The sequence below is a fragment of the Paraburkholderia sp. SUR17 genome (assembly GCF_029536165.1).
Lineage (GTDB): Bacteria > Pseudomonadota > Gammaproteobacteria > Burkholderiales > Burkholderiaceae > Paraburkholderia > Paraburkholderia kururiensis.
The window spans coordinates 120,847-136,562 of record NZ_CP120508.1; the positions used below are offsets into that span (position 1 = coordinate 120,847).

Sequence of the window (15,716 nt, forward strand, 5' to 3'; positions counted from 1 at the left end):
ACGCCGTCACAACGGCAGTTGCGTATCGAACTTGATTTCCCGCAGCACGACGCTCGTGCGGACCTGGGCGACCGCTGGAATCTTGAAGATGCGTTCGTGGAGGAAGGTGTCGTAGGCCTTGATGTCGGGCGCCACGATTTTCAGGATGTAATCGGACTCGCCTGTGGTGCTGTAGCACTCGGTCACTTCGGGGCAGGTGGCGATTTCCCGCTCGAACTGTTCGACGCCGCCTTCCGTATGGCGCGTCAGATGAATATGCGCGAGTGCGCAGACGTGCAGGCCGAGTTTCTCGCGATCGAGCAGCGCGGTGTAACGCTGGATCACGCCCGACTGTTCCATGTCCTTGATGCGCCGCCAGCAGGGCGTGCTCGAGAGACCCACCTGGTCCGAAATTTCCTGGACCGATCGGCGCGCATCGAGCTGAAGCAGGCGCAGGATTTTTTGAGAGAACGTATCGAGTGTCAACTGCGCCTCCGTTTGCGTCGCCGTGTCCCTGCATGTTAGAGGCGGGAAAAACGAAACGCAATCAAGGCGACCCCTGGTGAGCGAGATTTGCCTGGATTGGGCGCCGGCACTCGGCGTTTTATTCTGTCGTGCCGGACTCCGTGGGCGCCGCGGGGCGGTCAATCTTTCCGCTTGCGTCCGCTTTGCCGCCCGTTTCGGGCGCTTCGGGCACGGCGCCGCGGCGCAATTCGGCGAGCATGTTGCAGAAGAGCGCGCCTTGCTCGATAGCGTCGTCCAGCGCGACGTGCGTGTGCGGATGATCGTCGAACCAGTGCTTCGGGAAGCGCGGCTTGATGCACTTGCGATACGGCAGCCCGGTCATGGCGAACGCGAGCGTTTTGATGTCGAGCGCCGACCACGAGAACGGGCAGCGGCCGGCGAAACGCATCATGTACCAGAACATGAAGGTGAAATCGAAGCCCGCCGGCATGGCCACGAACACCGGCTTGCCCGGCAACGCCTCGACCCATTCCACATAGGCCGCGAGGGCCTCTTCCGGCTTGCGCAGGTTCGTGCGGCACGCGGCCCACGCTTCGGGCTGCGTTTCCCACCACGCGGCTTGCACAGGGTGCGGCGCCGCGCCCTCCAGCAACTCCAGATTGGCGGAGAACGTGGCGACGAGGCGCTTGTCCGCGGTGTAGGCGGCCGAGGCGAAGCTCAGCATCGAATGAGGCCCCGGGATGGGCCCGTCCGCTTCCACGTCCGTGCTGACGTAGATTTCCTCTGTGCTGCTCATTGGGCCACCCCGCCGACCGCGCGGTCCGCCACATACGGATTCGTGCGCCGCTCTTCGCCGAACGTCGAGACAGGACCGTGGCCGGGCACGAACGTGACGTCGTCGCCGAGCGGCCAGAGCTTCTCGCGGATGGAACGGATCAGGTCGGCGTGGTTGCCGCGGGGAAAATCCGTGCGACCAATCGATCCTGCGAACAACACGTCGCCCACGATGGCGATGCGATGCTTGCGGCTGAAAAAAACCACATGCCCTGGCGTGTGTCCTGGGCAGTGATAGACCTCGAGCGTTTCGTCGCCGAACTGCACGGTATCGCCGTCGTGGAGCCAGCGGTTCGGCTCGAAAGCCTGCGCCGCAGGGAAGCCGAAACGCGTGCTCTGGTCGGGCAGCTTCTCGATCCAGAAACGCTCGTCTTCGTGCGGCCCTTCGATCGGCACGCCGTAGTGATCGGCAAGCGTCTTCGCGCCCGCGCAGTGGTCGATGTGGCCGTGCGTGAGCAGCACCTTTTCGACCGTGACCTGCTGGCGCTCGACTTCGCGCTGGATGACATCCAGGTCGCCGCCCGGGTCCACCACGGCGGCGCGCCCCGTGGCTTCGCAGACAAGCAGCGAGCAGTTCTGCTGGAACGGGGTGACAGGGATCAGCGTGACTTTCATGGCGAACGTGGGAAGAGGCGTGGCCTATACGAACGATTCAGGAACGTGGCCGCAAAGATTCGGATTGTACCGGGGGCGACTGTCTGCCGCCTGGGCCGTATGTGTGAGCGGGGGAGAGTTGGCCATCAGGCCAGGCGTGCCGGCGAGTACTGCCGCGCTGGGCTGAGCACCGGCCATTGCGCACTTCCAGTAAGCCTTACGCACTCGCCTGCCGAAGGCGGTTACGGGCGGTTACAGAGTGCGGCGCAGCAATGAATCGTACGAACCCAATAGTAAAAAAATGTCACGTTTTTTGACCCGCGGGGATGACACCGAATCGTTTTGGGTATAATGCGGCCCATTACGCACGGAAGCCGTGCGCTCTCGTGGCGATGTGGACCCTTTTGAAAGGGCTTCCAGATCGCTGTCAAGCAAGTGCTGTCGCCGCGATTCTGCATCAACGCGATTAGCAAATCCGGCATCGACTTCGTTCGTTGCCACACGTCTTGTCCAGCCAGGCGCCGCGCGCCTGACAACGGCCTAGCTGCCGTGACGCTGGATGGGGCCTACGTCGCCGTTCCTGCGTGCCGCCGGTTGCGGGTGCGCCAGAGCGCTGTTCATTCGCGCTCGATGGCGACGTTTGGTGTCTGGTCAGGCTGCTGGGGACAGGTTGTGCCAGACGTGGAAGATAACTGAGCGGTTCGCGGCGAATACGCTGCATCCGGGCCTCGACGCGCTCTCGTCATGCGCGAGCGTCTTGTCGTGCCTGTGGCCGCCGAAGCCGCATCCAGCCATGTGTCCAACGCGTGGCGCGGCTTCGCACTAGTGATGGCAAATTTATGAAATCTGGACGATCTCGACAGTTCGGGAGTCTTGTCGCCTTTGCGATTCTGACCGGCTGTGCGATGCCTCCGGGCCCGGCAACTCAGGCGAACAACGGTACGCCGGTTCGCACCGACGCCCGCAACGGCACGCAATCCACGGCGCCGCAGAGCTTTGGCGCAGCGTTCGACCACAACATTGCGGCATCCGACGCCAGCGCCGGCAAGAGCTCGCTCGCAGACGCCGAGCCGCTGACGGACGGTCCCAACGTCTCCAACTTCCGGCAGACGGGACGCGCGTCGTGGTACGGCCGCTTCTTCCATGGCCGCCGCACGGCGAGCGGCGAACGCTACGACATGCACGCGCTGACCGCCGCGCACCGCACGTTGCCGCTCGGGTCGTACGTGCGTGTGAGCCTGCCGGGGACGTCGAAGTTTGTGGTGGTGAAGATCAACGACCGCGGCCCGTACATGCGCGGCCGTGTGATCGATCTCTCCTTCGCGGCGGCGAAGGTACTTGGCGTTCAGAACGCAGGCACGGCGCGCGTGCAGATCGAAGGGCTTACGCAGCAGGAAGCCCGGGAAGCTCGCGCCGAGATGCTGGCGGAAAACGCGCCTAACCGCTAATCCTTTCACGCCGGACGGCGATTGCCGACGACAGACGGGCCGCTTGTGCGGCCCGTTCTTTTTCGCTGCGGCTCGATTCAACCTGTGTTGCTCATTGCGCACCGTGTCTTGCAACGGCGGGTGTTGTTGGTGATTTCCGCTAGAGCACGCTCCGCACGCGCCTCGGGCCCACTCGGGCCCAAAGCTGCCTCGCCGCGCGCCGCTAACCTTCCTTGAGTTCCAGCGCTCGCGCATACAGATCGTTGCGCGATGCACCTGTGAGCGCCGCGGCCACCTTCGCCGCGCCTTTCACCGGCAGTTCTTCCAGCAGCGTACGCAATAGCGCGTCATGATCCGCTGCCCCGCCTGAAGGCTGCGCGGGCGCCCCTTCCACCACCAGAACGAATTCGCCGCGCTGCCGGTTCGGATCGGCAGCGAGCCACGCTGGCCCTTCGGCCAGGGTGCAGCAGTGAACGGCCTCATGTAACTTGGTCAACTCACGGGCGATCAGCAGCCGGCGCTCGCCCCCGAATGCGTCGGCGAGTGCCTGGACGGTTTCGACCACGCGGTGCGGCGCTTCGTAGAACACCATCGCATGCGAATGCGACGCGAGCGATTGCAGCGCCGAGGTCCGTTGCTTCGCCTTGGTCGGCAGGAAACCGAGAAACGTGAACGTTCCAGCCCAGTCGCCCGTCACCGAAAGCGCTGTGGCGAGTGCGCTCGCGCCCGGCAGCGGTACCACGGCAAAGCCCGCCGCACGTACTGCGTCGACCAGCTTGGCGCCGGGGTCTGAAATGCCTGGCGTGCCCGCGTCGGAGACGTACGCCACACGCTCGCCCGCGCGCAGGTGTTCGATAACGCGCTGCGCGGCCTCGCGCTCGTTGTGCTCATGCACAGCGAGCAGCGGCTTCGAGATGCCATAGCGGGAAAGCAACTGCCCCGTGTTGCGCGTGTCTTCGGCGGCGATGCGGTCTACGAGTCCGAGCACGTGTAGCGCGCGTAGTGTGATGTCGGCCGTGTTGCCGATGGGCGTGGCCACCACGTACAGCGCGGCGGCGGGGTACTGCTGTGTTTGTGCGAGTTCGGAGAGAGGGATCATGAGTCAGAACACGCAGGCGAAGGGAACGAGGCCGACATTGTGCCATGCAGGGCATCAGCCACAGACGGCGCGCGCCGGCGAGAACGCGGGCCGCGACGACAACTTTTCGCGCAGGCATGAGTCGAAGAAGCTCGGTGCCACGTTCGAAACGCTTGCCCTCGATTTCCTGCGCCGCCAGCGACTGCGCTTCGTCGCACGCAACGTGACGTGCCGCGGCGGGGAAATCGATCTGGTGATGCGCGAGCCGGACGGCACGCTGGTGTTTGTCGAAGTGCGGGCGCGGGCATCGCGCCGGTATGGCGGCGCGGCGGCGAGCATCGGCTGGCAGAAGCGGCAGCGCATCGTGCATGCTGCACAGTTTTTTCTGGCGTCGCGGCAAGGCGCGACGTCGTGCTGCCGGTTCGACGTCGTGGCGTTCGAGGCAGGACGCCTGATCTGGATACGCGACGCGTTTCGTGCAGATGGCACCTGAAAACGGCGCTTTTCGCGGGCCCGAGTGCGATAAACTTGCGGACGCCTACGCGGCAAGTTCCCGCGACACCACGCAGTACCAGATAGAAACTCGATGTCAGTCGAACGTATTCAACAACTCTTTCGCGACAGCGCCGCTGTTCAACTCGAGGCACTGGAGGCGCTGGCCATGCCGATCGCCGCGGCCGTCGACACGATCTTCGCCGCGCTCGCGAATGGCAACAAGATCATCGCGTGCGGCGACGGCGGGTCGTCGGCGCAGGCGCGGTACTTCGCTGCCAGCTTGATCGACCGCTTCGAACGCGAGCGTCCGGGCCTGCCCGCAGTCGCGCTTTCCACCGACGCAAGCGCGCTCGCCACGATGGCGACCGAAGAGGCGCTGAACCAGCTCTTCGCGAAACAGTTGCGCGTACTCGGCCAGCCCGGCGACGTGCTGCTCGCGATCACGACGTCCGACGAGCCGGCCACCGTGCTCGCCGCCATCGAGGACGCGCACGAGCGCGAGATGATCGTCGTTGTGCTTACGGGCAGCGGCGGCGCGAAGGTCGTGGAAGCGCTCGCAGACACCGACATTCACATTGGCGTGCCGTCCGCGCGGGTCGCACGCGTGCACGAAGTTCACTTGCTGACCATTCATTGTCTGTGCGACGGCATCGACGCGATGCTGCTTGGCGAAGACTGACATTCGAGGAGAAGTAGTTGATGAGCGGACACCGCATCAGGAATACGTTGGCGAGAACCACTCTCGCGATCGGGCTCGCCACGGCGCTGGCGGCCGGTTTGCAAGGCTGCGTGCTCGCGCTCGCAGGTGCCGCGGGCGGCGGCGCGCTGGTTGCAACCGATCGGCGCACAGTCGGCACGCAAACCGAAGACCGCGAGATTCAGGTGAAGGCACTCTCGCAACTGAGCAACAACCTGCCGCAGGACTCGCACATCAACGTGGCCGTGTTCAATCGCCGCGTGCTGATTACGGGTGAGGTGCCCGACGATGCGTCGAAGCAGAAGGCCGAGACCATCGTGCGGGGCATCAACAACGTCAATTCGGTTGTCAACGAACTGGCGGTGCAGCCGGCCAGTTCGTTCTCGTCGCGCTCGAACGACGCTTACCTGGAAGGACGCGTGAAGACAGCGCTGATCGCAGAGAAGTACATCTCCGCGAACAACTTCAAGGTGGTGAGCGAGCGCGGCATCGTCTACCTGATGGGGCTCGTCACGCAGGAAGAGGGTGGCATTGCGGCCGCCGCGACGAGCCAGGTGCCGGGCGTCGTGCAGGTCGTGAAGGTGTACCAGTACATCCAGCCGCAGGAGGCTGCGGCACTGAACGCGGCAGCGTCCCAGTCCGGTGCCAGCGCGCCGGGTGCGGCGAGTGCCCCGGCAACCTCGAGCGATGCAACCACGGGTGCCGTGCCGGATTCGTCCGTGAGCGCCCGACCGCTTGACCAGCAGGCGCCTGCGCCTGTGACGAATTCGTCCCCCGCTCAACCCGGGACTGTGACGGCGCCGAAATGATGGGCGTCGCTGGTATGGGTTCGTGGAAACGCCTGGCTGGACTGTTGGGCGCAGGCGTAGTGCTCGGTTTATCGATGACGGTGACCGCAGCCCGTGCAGCCGACACGCCGGCGGGGCTCGTGGTGGCGCGTAGCAATGCATGCATGGGTTGCCACGCTGTGGACCGCAAACTGGTGGGGCCATCGTTCCAGCAGATCGCAGCGAAATACAAGGGCGACGCCACGGCGCCGGCGAAGCTGGCGCAGAAGGTCAAGGACGGCGGCTCCGGCGTGTGGGGCGCCATTCCGATGCCCTCGCATCCGCGCATGAGCGACGCGGACATTCGGATTGTGGTGGCGTGGGTGTTGGCGGGCGCGCCGGAGAAGTGAGGGGTTGTCTGGATGTTTTGCGGTTGCTCGCGGTTTCTCCGCCGCTTGTTTTGGGGATCGCGTGCTACGCGTGGTCGCGGCTCTTGGCAAACCGCCGGCCGCTTGTGCTAGAATCGCGGCTTCGTTGGGGCGGTAGCTCAGCTGGGAGAGCGTCGCGTTCGCAATGCGAAGGTCGGGAGTTCGATCCTCCTCCGCTCCACCAATACCCAAAATCCCAACCCTCATCGGTTGGGATTTTTTTTGCCCGTTCCCCCAGTGTTGGCGCGGTTTCCGGGCATCGCCTCGCGAGCGCCACCCCTGCGAAGTCGGCGTTTTCGCTCCCGCCGACGCCTCTCTTTCTCCGTTTTCTCTGGTGGTCACGCGAGCGTTCTTGAGGTGACTTCCTTTGCTGGCGCGGGTTTAGAGGCGGTCGGTTGTGGTCGGCAACTCCTGTAGCGGTGGCGACCGAGTGCCGAGCGACCACAAAAAAACCGCCCGCAGGCGGTTGCTGGCGCTGGCTCAGCACGAGTACGACGCGCTGGTGAGCTTTTCCTACAACGTCAGCAGCCGCGCGTTCAGCCAGTCCACGCTGGTCAGGAACTCAACGCCGAGGACTACGCTGGAGCCTGTGCCGAGCTGCTGCGTTGGCGCTTCTTCCTGGGCGAGGACTGCGCGCTGCCCACCAACGCGCGGCTGTGCGGCGGGCTGGCCACACGGCGAGAAACCGAATACCGACAGTGCATCGGGGAGGAGTCGTGAGCGTGACTCCGTGGCCGTACCGGCTGTTTGCCCTCGCGGCGCTGGGCATCGCCCTGGTCGGCTTCGGCTGGGTCAAAGGCGCGGGCCACGTGCAAGCGCGGTGGGATGCCGCCGTCCAACAACAAGCCCTGCAGATCCGCCGCCATCCGCGAACGGCAGGCGCAAGCCACCGTTAAGGTCGTCACCCAGTACGTCGACCGCGTCCTCGTTGTCCGCGAGAAGGGCGAAACCATCGTCAAGGGGGTTCCCGTATATGTGCCCGTTCAAGCTGATGTTGCTTGCACTGTCAACCGTAGCTTTGTGCGCCTGCACGTCGCCGCCGCCGGTGAACTTCCCGAGTCCACCCGAGATGCTGATGCGGCCGCCGCAGGCATTGCGCTATCTGCCGTCGCTGGAACCGTTGCCGCCAACTACCAGACCTGTCACGAGAACGCCGAGCAGTTGAGGGCGCTGCAGGCGTGGATCGTCGAAACGACAGCAAACATCAGGTAAGTATCGAGTGCCAGCTACATTTTCAGCAGACCTAATCTGTTCGGTTATCGTGCTGTCCGCTTCTTGGGTGTCTGCTTTTTTAAGCCCCAGTATGTCCATCCGTTACTTGAATGACCTGAAATGGATTGTGCAGCAGAAGATAGGGAAGGGAAAATTTCCCCATCAATTTTGACAGAAACATCACCTCGCTCAGCGTCAACGGATATTACTTCGGCAGTTACGGATCCCGGTCTTTTTCTGAATTTGTGAATCAGCTTATCGCCAATTTGGGGGAGTAACTTCTCTTCGCTCATTGGATGCTCTCCTTTGGGTTGCGTCTAGCGGTGGAAGGCTCCGGCGTTAGGTTGACTGTCTGACGATTTTCGAAATAACTTGTCGATAGCCGGCAACTGGATCTCTTGGTGAAATATCAACATCGAATACTTGCCCACCTATCAAACTTCCGGGTGTGCCGACAATCTCCTCGATTTTCACGCTTAACTCGGATTCAATGGTAGAGTAATAAAGTATAAAAATCTTTATCGGGCGATCAGATGCAATTTGTTCGGATAGGAGGGCCAGGCGATCATATTTACGCCTGTCAGGATAAGGGTAGTAATTGGAAAGTCGTTGCTCTTGAAATTTCTTTGTTGAGCTAGCTGTGTGCTTCTTGTATTCAATTAACGCAATTGGTCGCATAGTAGACTTTTCGCAGACCAAAAGATCTGCGTCTCCAGGCCAGAGTGCGTTAGTTCTAGACAAATGACACTCTAGTGATGAGGTGCCGTAGATCAGTCCTTTTCTTCCGATGGCGACAGGACCGCCGGATCGAAGTTTTATCATTTCCTCTATTTGAGGAAGCCCAACTCTTGAAATGTCCAACCCTTTTTTTGAATCGGGATATTTAGGCCAGTGTGCACATATTATTGTTGATGCTTTGCTGCTCCACTGCTGGCGATCATCGAAAATGATCGCGGTGGCAGAACATGAGTTTGCCAGTGAAAAATCAACCAGATCCCTAAATTTCTGGTGATTTCTAAGATCGCTGGCGATGCTTTCGTCACTTAAATTTGACCAGTCAGATTGATCGGCTGTTTCGACTGGACACTTTAGCCAAAAATCTCTATTCAATTGATTGGTAGTCCAGTCAATAAAATAATCAAAACTTACCCCAAATAGATTCTGCTCTGACAAAATATGATTTGAGAGTATGGATTGGGGGGGCGGCAAAACGGAATTTTCTTTGGCCAGAACAGCCCTATGGGAGCAAAGGGCAAGGATGGGTTCTATGAAATTCACTTTGCTTCCCGGTTATGCCCAAACTTGATCGAGGTTTTTGGCTGCCAACAGCTTTTCCTTCAGCGCGTACCGCGAAGATTGCATGTTGATCTCACTGCTTTCCGGGCGTGGGATCGGAACAATCGCCGTTGCAGCCCCCTTGAACTTGATCATGTATTTGCCCGTGTCGTTGTACGGAACGATGGCGTCGATCTCTGCGATGTGGGTGATGGCGGCAACAGGGGCGACCTGATAAGCCGCAATGAATTTCAGTTTCGAGATGTGTTTCGCATTGATACGCACGGCGAACCAGCAGTGTTCGCTCAGAAAGCGTTGCTTGAACCCTTCCTCGCGTGCCGGGACAACGATCGTGTCGAACTTGTCGCTCTCAGAACCGACGGGCTGTACCTGATCGCTCGGGTCGTCCTGCTTGGGTGGCATGAAGGCGTTGATTCCAAGCATCGGCAGGATCAACAGCATGTCAGCAAGGAATGCCTGAGCCGTTGCCTTTGCTGCGGGCGCCATCGTCGGAGCCGTCGGGTTGTTCTTGTTCAGCAGAATGGCGCGGTCGTGCTTTTTGGCCAGAGCAACCAATGCCGACTCCAGGTACTGAACTTCCGTCTTGCCGATCTTGTGGTTGCGGTCGAAGAAGTAAACGCCCCACACCCAATCTTCCTTGTTCGAGACGTGGTTCTTCAGCCGGTCACCAACGGGATCAGCCTCGCCGATGTAAATCGTCTCTTCGGCAGCATTGCCCACGAGGATGTAGATGCCGGCTTGGGAGAAGCCCGGTTCCTGCTTCAATAAGTGGAAGAGCTCCCTGTTGAAGACGACGCCGTAGCCTGACCAGTTCGACTTGTCGAGGTGGCGGATGCCTTCGGGGTCACCGGTGGTTGCGAAAAGCGTGATGGAGAAAGGTTGCATAGGTACCTCGCTCAGATCTTGACTTCGAAGCGCAAAAAGTCGGTGAGCCGCTTTGATTCAGCGATTTCGTCGTGCGGCACCAGCAAGTACCGCCACGGCTTGGTGCCGACTGTTGCCGCGTGATCCGAAGCGTGCTTGCACCACCGCGCGGCGGCCACAGCCTTGGCCTGAACCTCCTGAGTATTGATGTCGGCTCTGGCCTTGGTTTCCACCATGAAGATGGTCGACTCCGTTTCCGCCACGAAGTCAGGGATGTACTCTGGCTGCTCAGTGCCCAGCTTGTAATAAATCTGGAACTGTCCCTTGGCTGGTTTGAACCACTTCGACGCGTCGCGCTCAAGGATGACGGCGAAGCGACGTTCCGTGTCGGAGTCGAACTTCTGCAGCGGGTAGAGACAGCGCGCGAAGCCACCGAACAGCATCTGCTTGATCCGGCCAAGCTCGGTCACGGTTTCCCGGAAGTGGTGAGCCGTCTGACCTGCGGTGGCCGTGTAATTGCAGGCTTTCAGTTCCGTGAAGCCACGGCTTACCTGCACCTCGTACTCGGTCGCTTCCTCCCAGAAGTGGGCCATCATCTGCGCGTGAATTTCACGAGCGATCAGGCGACGATCCCGATCCAGCACGCCTCTGGCTTCCGTTTCCGATAGGTAGCTCTGCAGGTGCTGCACCATCTGCCCGGAGAGGTCATAGAGTAGATCGGCGTGCGTGAAGTAGTCGATGTCGTCGAAGTCCACCAGCGCGTGGACGATGTAGTCCTCCAGCCGTTGCTCTTTGAGGCCGACTTCGGACGCCAGCGTGTCCTGCTCATTGGTGTGCAGGTTGTGAATGATGATCTCGCGCTCGCCGGGCTGAAGATGCAACTGAGCGACGTCGAGCTTGAACGGGTGGAAGCCCGTGGTGACCTCGCTGGTTGGAACCACGGCAATTCGAGGAATGTCGATGGTTTGCTGGACGACTATCTCAGTGGTCTTGGCAACCACAGCCGAGAGATCGAGTGTAGGCATCCCTTCATCAACACCTGCCAGCAACTCACCCTGAACGGGCTTCAGACGCTCGGTCACTTCCGCCAGAATTGCCGCCTGCACTTCCGCGTTGAGCAGTGCACCGCTGGTCGGGACGAGATCTCGCTTGGCTTCGTACTTGCTGATGACGTCAATAACAACGCGGGCGGCGTTGCGCTCGCGTTCCGTAGCGAACACCGGCGCAGCGGCTGGGCTTGCCGGGGTCGTGCCTGCGTTTGTCGGGGCGCTGGCGATAGTGGGCGCGTCGGCAAGCCCTAGGCGTGTCATCGCACCCGACCCAACCTGGACGCTCACCTTCTTGTCATCGACGCTCGGTGCGTCCAGGATCACTTGCTTCAGCCGGATCGGCGAATCGCCCCGGTTGGCCTCATCAATGATTTCCTGAAACTTGTCGTGCGCGACGATGTTGAGGCGGTCCACCGCCGCGACACCGGTGCGTTTACCGTAGGGCAGACGCAGGCCGCGACCGATGGACTGCTCGATCAGCGTGCGTGCATTAGCCGCACGCAACGGCACGATGGTGTAGAGGTTGGTCACGTCCCAGCCCTCTTTGAGCATGTTGACGTGAATGACGATCTCGGTCGGCTCGTCCACGCTCTCCACTGCGAGGAGGCGCGTGATCATCTCCTCTTCTTCCGCGCCCGTGCGGCTGGAGTCAACCTGAATCACCTTGCCCTGATAGCGCCCCTCGTAGAAGGCTTCTGACTCTAGAAGCGTTAAAAGTTGCCCTGCGTGAGTGGTATCACGCGCAATCACGAGCATGAACGGCTTCACCACCTTGACGCCGTTCTCGCGGGCGTAGGTCAGCAGTTCCACCTTGGTGGTTTCGTGCAGGCGCACGCCGTCCTCCAGCTTGGTCTTTTCGATCTCCTCGGGCGTATGAGCCTTAGCGTCGAAGTTGCGCTGGGTCACGGCAGCGGGCTCTTTGACGAAGCCGTCTTCCATCGCCCGTGCCAATGGGTAGTCCATCACCACGTTCTTGAACAGCACGGGGCCGCGCGTAGTTTCCACGAACGGTGTCGCCGTCACCTCCAGGCCGAACAGCGGCTTCAGCTCATTGATGGAGCGAACCCCAGCGCTGGCGCGATAGCGGTGCGACTCGTCCATCAGCAACACAAGATCTGGCAGGTTGGCCAGATGGTTGAAGTAGCTGTCCCCAAGGACTTCCTTAATCCGCTTGATGCGTGGTTCCTTGCCGCCACGCACCTCGGAGTTAATCTTGGAGATGTTGAAGATGTTGATGCGCACATCGTGGGCAAAACCCATGGTCCGATCTTGAACAACTGCGCCGGTCTGGTCGTAGTTGTCCCCAGTGATGATCAGCGCGGGCTGTTGTGCAAACTCTGCGATGCCCTTGAAAACGTACTTTGGCGTGTTGCGGGTGAAGTCCGCAATAAGCTTGTTGTATATCGTCAGGTTCGGGGCTAGCACGAAGAAGTTGTTGATGCCGTGCGCCAGATGCAGGTAGGCGATGAATGCCCCCATCAGACGGGTCTTACCAACGCCGGTGGCGAGCGCGAAGCACAACGACGGAAACTCCCGCTCGAAGTCTTCCAACGTTGGGAACTCGGCCCTCAGGGTGGAGAGAATTGCCGCCACATCCTGGTCGTGGCCTAGCAAGCTGGGCGCGGCCTCTAGCGCACGAACCAACTTCGAGAGAGATTCCGCCTGGGGCGGACGAAGAGACAATCGGCCGGTGATGGCGTTCTGGACGCGTGCATTCATTATTCGTTCTCCCCAAACAGACCACCTTGCCCGGCGCTCGCGGGGGCAGATTTCTTCGCTTTAGGTGCCGCAGGGCCAGCCGCTAGCGCGGGCATTTCGACCTGGGCCATCGGCAGGTTGGCCACGTTCAAGCTGTAGTCGTCATGGCCCCATTCACAGCGGGCCAACACCATCTTCGGAATCTTTTTCAGCGTCAGGTTAGGCCAACGCTCGGACGCCTTTGCTGCCGTGACGCCGTGGAAGGCGGCACAGCACACCAGTAGGCTCTGGTCGCTGCCGACCTCGTCGGAGAGTGCTTGCAATTGCTCAGCGGATAAGTTCTGCGTGGTGACGTAAATGAAGTCGCGCTCACTTGAGTGACCGTGTTGCCACCAAAGCACCTCCGATGGCGCATACGAGAAGCCTTCCACTTTGGCTAAGGCCTCTGCCAGCTGCGCTGAGTTATATTCAGGGTTAATTACAGGATTTCCCCAGCGATCATTAACTATCAGGCTTGGCGCTAGCCTGTAATATCGAAAGCCACCGCCCCCCTGCCAGTTTGCTGCCTCGGTTATGCCACCACGATCAGTGCCATCAATGACCTTTTTTAGTCGTGGTATGACATGGGTATAGCAATGCTCGCCCAGCTCGACCATTATCCAGCGCCTCCCCATCTTATGTGCGACAGCGCCGGTGGTACCTGAGCCAGCAAATGAATCGAGAACCAGGTCGCCAGGCTTAGTTGCAAGGTGAATGATCCGCTGAAGAAGTCTCTCTGGCTTGGGTGTGTCGAAGGGATTTGTCGGATTGAACGACTTTACTTCCTCGCGTGCTTCATGGTTATTTCCGGCGTCTGTGTGCAGCCAAACGGTTGGACAAGGAGTTCCTTCATCCGAGAGTTCAGACAAAAAGGTCTTTCTCGACGGCGCTGCAGTGCCGTCCTTGCCAAACCAAATCTCATTGCCCGCATCCAGCCGCCTTAGCGTGTCTTCTGAAAAGCGTGGAAACGTCCCCGCTGGAGGGCTCCACACCACGCCATTTTTAAATGTGAATGAAAAATTCTTATTGCTTTCCGAGCCGCTTTTTGCGTGTAGCGGAGTTGCCTTCCATGGCCCCTTTGGATGCTTGTCTGGATTCTTATACCGAGCATTCATTTCCTCGGTTCGTGGCATTTTGTTAGGTCGCCACTGACCCTTGTCTTTTGCGTAAATTAAAATATGGTCGTGATTGTCAGACAGCCACTTTGCATCATTTGCAATTGTGTATTTCTTCTGCCAAACAACGTTTGATACGAAGTTGGCTCTACCAAAAATTTCATCGCAGATAACTTTGAGGTAATGCGCTTCATTATCGTCTATCGATATCCAAAGGGACCCATCCTCCGACAGCAAGTTTCTTATAACCTCGAGCCTGTCCCGCATCAGACCAAGCCAAATAGAATGTTCTAGGCCATCGTCGTATTGTGCGAAGGCGCTGCCTGTGTTGTAGGGTGGATCAATGAATACGCACTTGATTTTTCCTGAATATTCGGATTCAAGAGCTTTCAATGCTAGAAGGTTGTCGCCATAAATCAGAGCATTATCAAACTGATCGTTTTCCCCGTAGCGGGCGGTTGCGTGATAGGATTTATCGGGGTCACTAAGGAGAATGCGAGGCTCAAGACGAGGGCGCTTGTTTTTTCCAATCCAATTTAGTTCGAGTCGTTGCATATATTTTTCCGTAATCAGCACCAACCGTATTGTCTGGCTATTGTTGCTCCAAGGGTTCCTAACTGACTGGATTTCTTTTTGAGCTTTCTGAATTCCGCAGACGACAGATTAATGAAGCGCAACCGAAAGAGTGATGTCTTATCGGTTCGTTCAAAAACTGCGACGTAAGGGGAACGACCCAGTGTCCCATCCGGAAGACGAGGACGCAGACCAGCCGCCACTTCTGGTACCTCGCTTGTCAGTTGAAGTCGCCACATATGATTCCCTTGAAATTTCAAGCGGAGTTGTGTTTTCTTCGCCGATGACAAGATAAAGTTAAAGGTTTTGGGATTTTCTCCCGTGGGGTTTAACCCAAAAAATAGACCCTGCTCGGCTTTGAGTTCAATTTCACGTCCCATTGCCGTTATGTATCCACATTCGATCCAACAAGTTTTTGCCTGCGTGGGATCTAACTCTGCGTCATCTGACGACAGAATGATCATTCCTGATTTTGGCTTTCTCTTGGTTGCGACTTTTTTGGGCTTTCGAGTATTTGCCGCCTCATATCTCTGCTTGTAGGAAATAAGCTCCTGCTTCGTGGGTGAATGTCCTTGTTTCCAGAGAGAGTCCCAAAGCGTCTGCGTCATCAAGAAATCTTCTTGATTTTCTGAATCAATTACTGCATTTGCCTCGCCGTTCCCGGCTAGGGCCTGCGATGTCAAATTGGATGACCCTAATATTGTCACTCCTTGCTTTGGTTTTGAGCTTTTTCTGAATATATAGACTTTCGGATGAAATCGAAAACCAAGTTCCGCATACGAAACAACTCTAACTTCAGCACCTGGAATGGCCATTGCGGCGTCAATTGCCCCAGGCTGAGTTATGCAATCATCTAGACCAATGAGCCATTTGCTCTCGCTGGGTATTGAATTCGAAAAACTGTTTATGAGTAGGCGTATTCCAGAAACGGTCATGTACGCAACCGAGACTAATGCTTCATCAAAGGAAGTTTTTCCGGCTCGATCACTTATTAGCTGTGCAAGCGTGTGTGACGGCTTACTCGCCGGCGTTTGAAATTGAAATTCGACCTTCACGTTAAGCCCTCCGCAACTGGAAAATGAGGGTCTCGCGGCAGGGGTGTTGAC

At 58.9% G+C, this 15,716-nt stretch carries 16 protein-coding genes and 1 tRNA gene; 7 read left to right on the plus strand and 10 right to left on the minus strand.

Translation table 11 applies throughout. From position 1 onward, the window contains the following. Positions 1-6 precede the first annotated feature (6 nt). From P2869_RS00560 to P2869_RS00570, 3 genes are all read right to left on the minus strand, one after another. Positions 7-465: an Lrp/AsnC family transcriptional regulator gene (locus tag P2869_RS00560; RefSeq protein WP_006050474.1), complete on the minus strand. Its 459-nt coding sequence runs from the start codon at positions 463-465 to the stop codon at positions 7-9. Positions 466-583: 118 nt separating this feature from the next. After that, the gene (locus tag P2869_RS00565) at positions 584-1,240 is read right to left on the minus strand and encodes an exonuclease (protein WP_277597170.1); all 657 of its coding nucleotides are present in this window, start codon (positions 1,238-1,240) and stop codon (positions 584-586) included. After that, positions 1,237-1,893 carry an MBL fold metallo-hydrolase gene (locus P2869_RS00570; protein WP_277597171.1) on the minus strand — a complete coding sequence of 219 codons (657 nt, stop codon included), beginning with the start codon at positions 1,891-1,893 and terminating at the stop codon, positions 1,237-1,239. The genes P2869_RS00565 and P2869_RS00570 overlap by 4 nt, the downstream gene beginning before the upstream one ends. An 818-nt stretch (positions 1,894-2,711) precedes the next feature. Between P2869_RS00570 and P2869_RS00575 the strand changes: the two genes are divergently transcribed. Next, positions 2,712-3,320: a septal ring lytic transglycosylase RlpA family protein gene (locus P2869_RS00575; protein ID WP_026120972.1), complete on the plus strand. Its 609-nt coding sequence runs from the start codon at positions 2,712-2,714 to the stop codon at positions 3,318-3,320. A gap of 202 nt (positions 3,321-3,522) precedes the next feature. Here P2869_RS00575 and rsmI read toward each other — a convergent pair whose 3' ends face one another. Continuing rightward, complete coding sequence (rsmI, locus tag P2869_RS00580; RefSeq protein ID WP_277597172.1) at positions 3,523-4,398, minus strand: 16S rRNA (cytidine(1402)-2'-O)-methyltransferase; 876 nt, start codon at positions 4,396-4,398, stop codon at positions 3,523-3,525. Here rsmI and P2869_RS00585 point away from each other — a divergent pair. The 6 genes from P2869_RS00585 to P2869_RS00610 all read left to right on the plus strand — a co-directional run bounded on the left by P2869_RS00585 (position 4,397) and on the right by P2869_RS00610 (position 7,976). Then, a complete protein-coding gene (locus P2869_RS00585; protein ID WP_233411724.1) occupies positions 4,397-4,870 on the plus strand; it encodes a YraN family protein in 474 nt (157 codons plus the stop codon). The two genes, rsmI and P2869_RS00585, sit on opposite strands and share 2 nt — an antisense overlap. A gap of 93 nt (positions 4,871-4,963) precedes the next feature. Continuing rightward, positions 4,964-5,551 carry an SIS domain-containing protein gene (locus P2869_RS00590; RefSeq protein ID WP_277597173.1) on the plus strand — a complete coding sequence of 196 codons (588 nt, stop codon included), beginning with the start codon at positions 4,964-4,966 and terminating at the stop codon, positions 5,549-5,551. 20 nt (positions 5,552-5,571) lie between these two features. Then, positions 5,572-6,378, plus strand: coding sequence for a BON domain-containing protein (locus P2869_RS00595; RefSeq protein ID WP_026120974.1), 807 nt, complete (start codon positions 5,572-5,574; stop codon positions 6,376-6,378). A gap of 74 nt (positions 6,379-6,452) precedes the next feature. After that, entirely contained in the window at positions 6,453-6,746 is a 294-nt protein-coding gene (locus P2869_RS00600; RefSeq protein WP_277597174.1) for a c-type cytochrome, read from the plus strand. Between the two features lie 126 nt (positions 6,747-6,872). Then, positions 6,873-6,948: transfer RNA gene (locus tag P2869_RS00605), tRNA-Ala, on the plus strand. Between the two features lie 641 nt (positions 6,949-7,589). Continuing rightward, positions 7,590-7,976, plus strand: a complete 387-nt coding sequence (locus P2869_RS00610) for a hypothetical protein (RefSeq protein WP_277597175.1) — start codon at positions 7,590-7,592, stop codon at positions 7,974-7,976. Between the two features lie 44 nt (positions 7,977-8,020). Here P2869_RS00610 and P2869_RS00615 read toward each other — a convergent pair whose 3' ends face one another. From P2869_RS00615 to P2869_RS00640, 6 genes are read right to left on the minus strand one after another with little or no spacing between them, the layout of a single operon-like run. Then, complete coding sequence (locus P2869_RS00615) at positions 8,021-8,269, minus strand: DUF4357 domain-containing protein (protein ID WP_277597176.1); 249 nt, start codon at positions 8,267-8,269, stop codon at positions 8,021-8,023. A 46-nt stretch (positions 8,270-8,315) separates the two neighbouring features. Continuing rightward, the gene (locus P2869_RS00620) at positions 8,316-9,254 is read right to left on the minus strand and encodes a hypothetical protein (protein ID WP_277597177.1); all 939 of its coding nucleotides are present in this window, start codon (positions 9,252-9,254) and stop codon (positions 8,316-8,318) included. 12 nt (positions 9,255-9,266) lie between these two features. Further along, complete coding sequence (locus P2869_RS00625; RefSeq protein ID WP_277597178.1) at positions 9,267-10,157, minus strand: GIY-YIG nuclease family protein; 891 nt, start codon at positions 10,155-10,157, stop codon at positions 9,267-9,269. Between the two features lie 11 nt (positions 10,158-10,168). After that, positions 10,169-12,904, minus strand: coding sequence for a DEAD/DEAH box helicase family protein (locus P2869_RS00630; protein WP_277597179.1), 2,736 nt, complete (start codon positions 12,902-12,904; stop codon positions 10,169-10,171). Beyond that, positions 12,904-14,592 (minus strand): site-specific DNA-methyltransferase, encoded by a 1,689-nt coding sequence (locus tag P2869_RS00635; protein ID WP_277597180.1) that lies wholly within the window; start codon positions 14,590-14,592, stop codon positions 12,904-12,906. The genes P2869_RS00630 and P2869_RS00635 overlap by 1 nt, the downstream gene beginning before the upstream one ends. Before the next feature lie 14 nt (positions 14,593-14,606). Continuing rightward, positions 14,607-15,665, minus strand: coding sequence for a phospholipase D-like domain-containing protein (locus P2869_RS00640; protein ID WP_277597181.1), 1,059 nt, complete (start codon positions 15,663-15,665; stop codon positions 14,607-14,609). Positions 15,666-15,716: the final 51 nt, after the last annotated feature.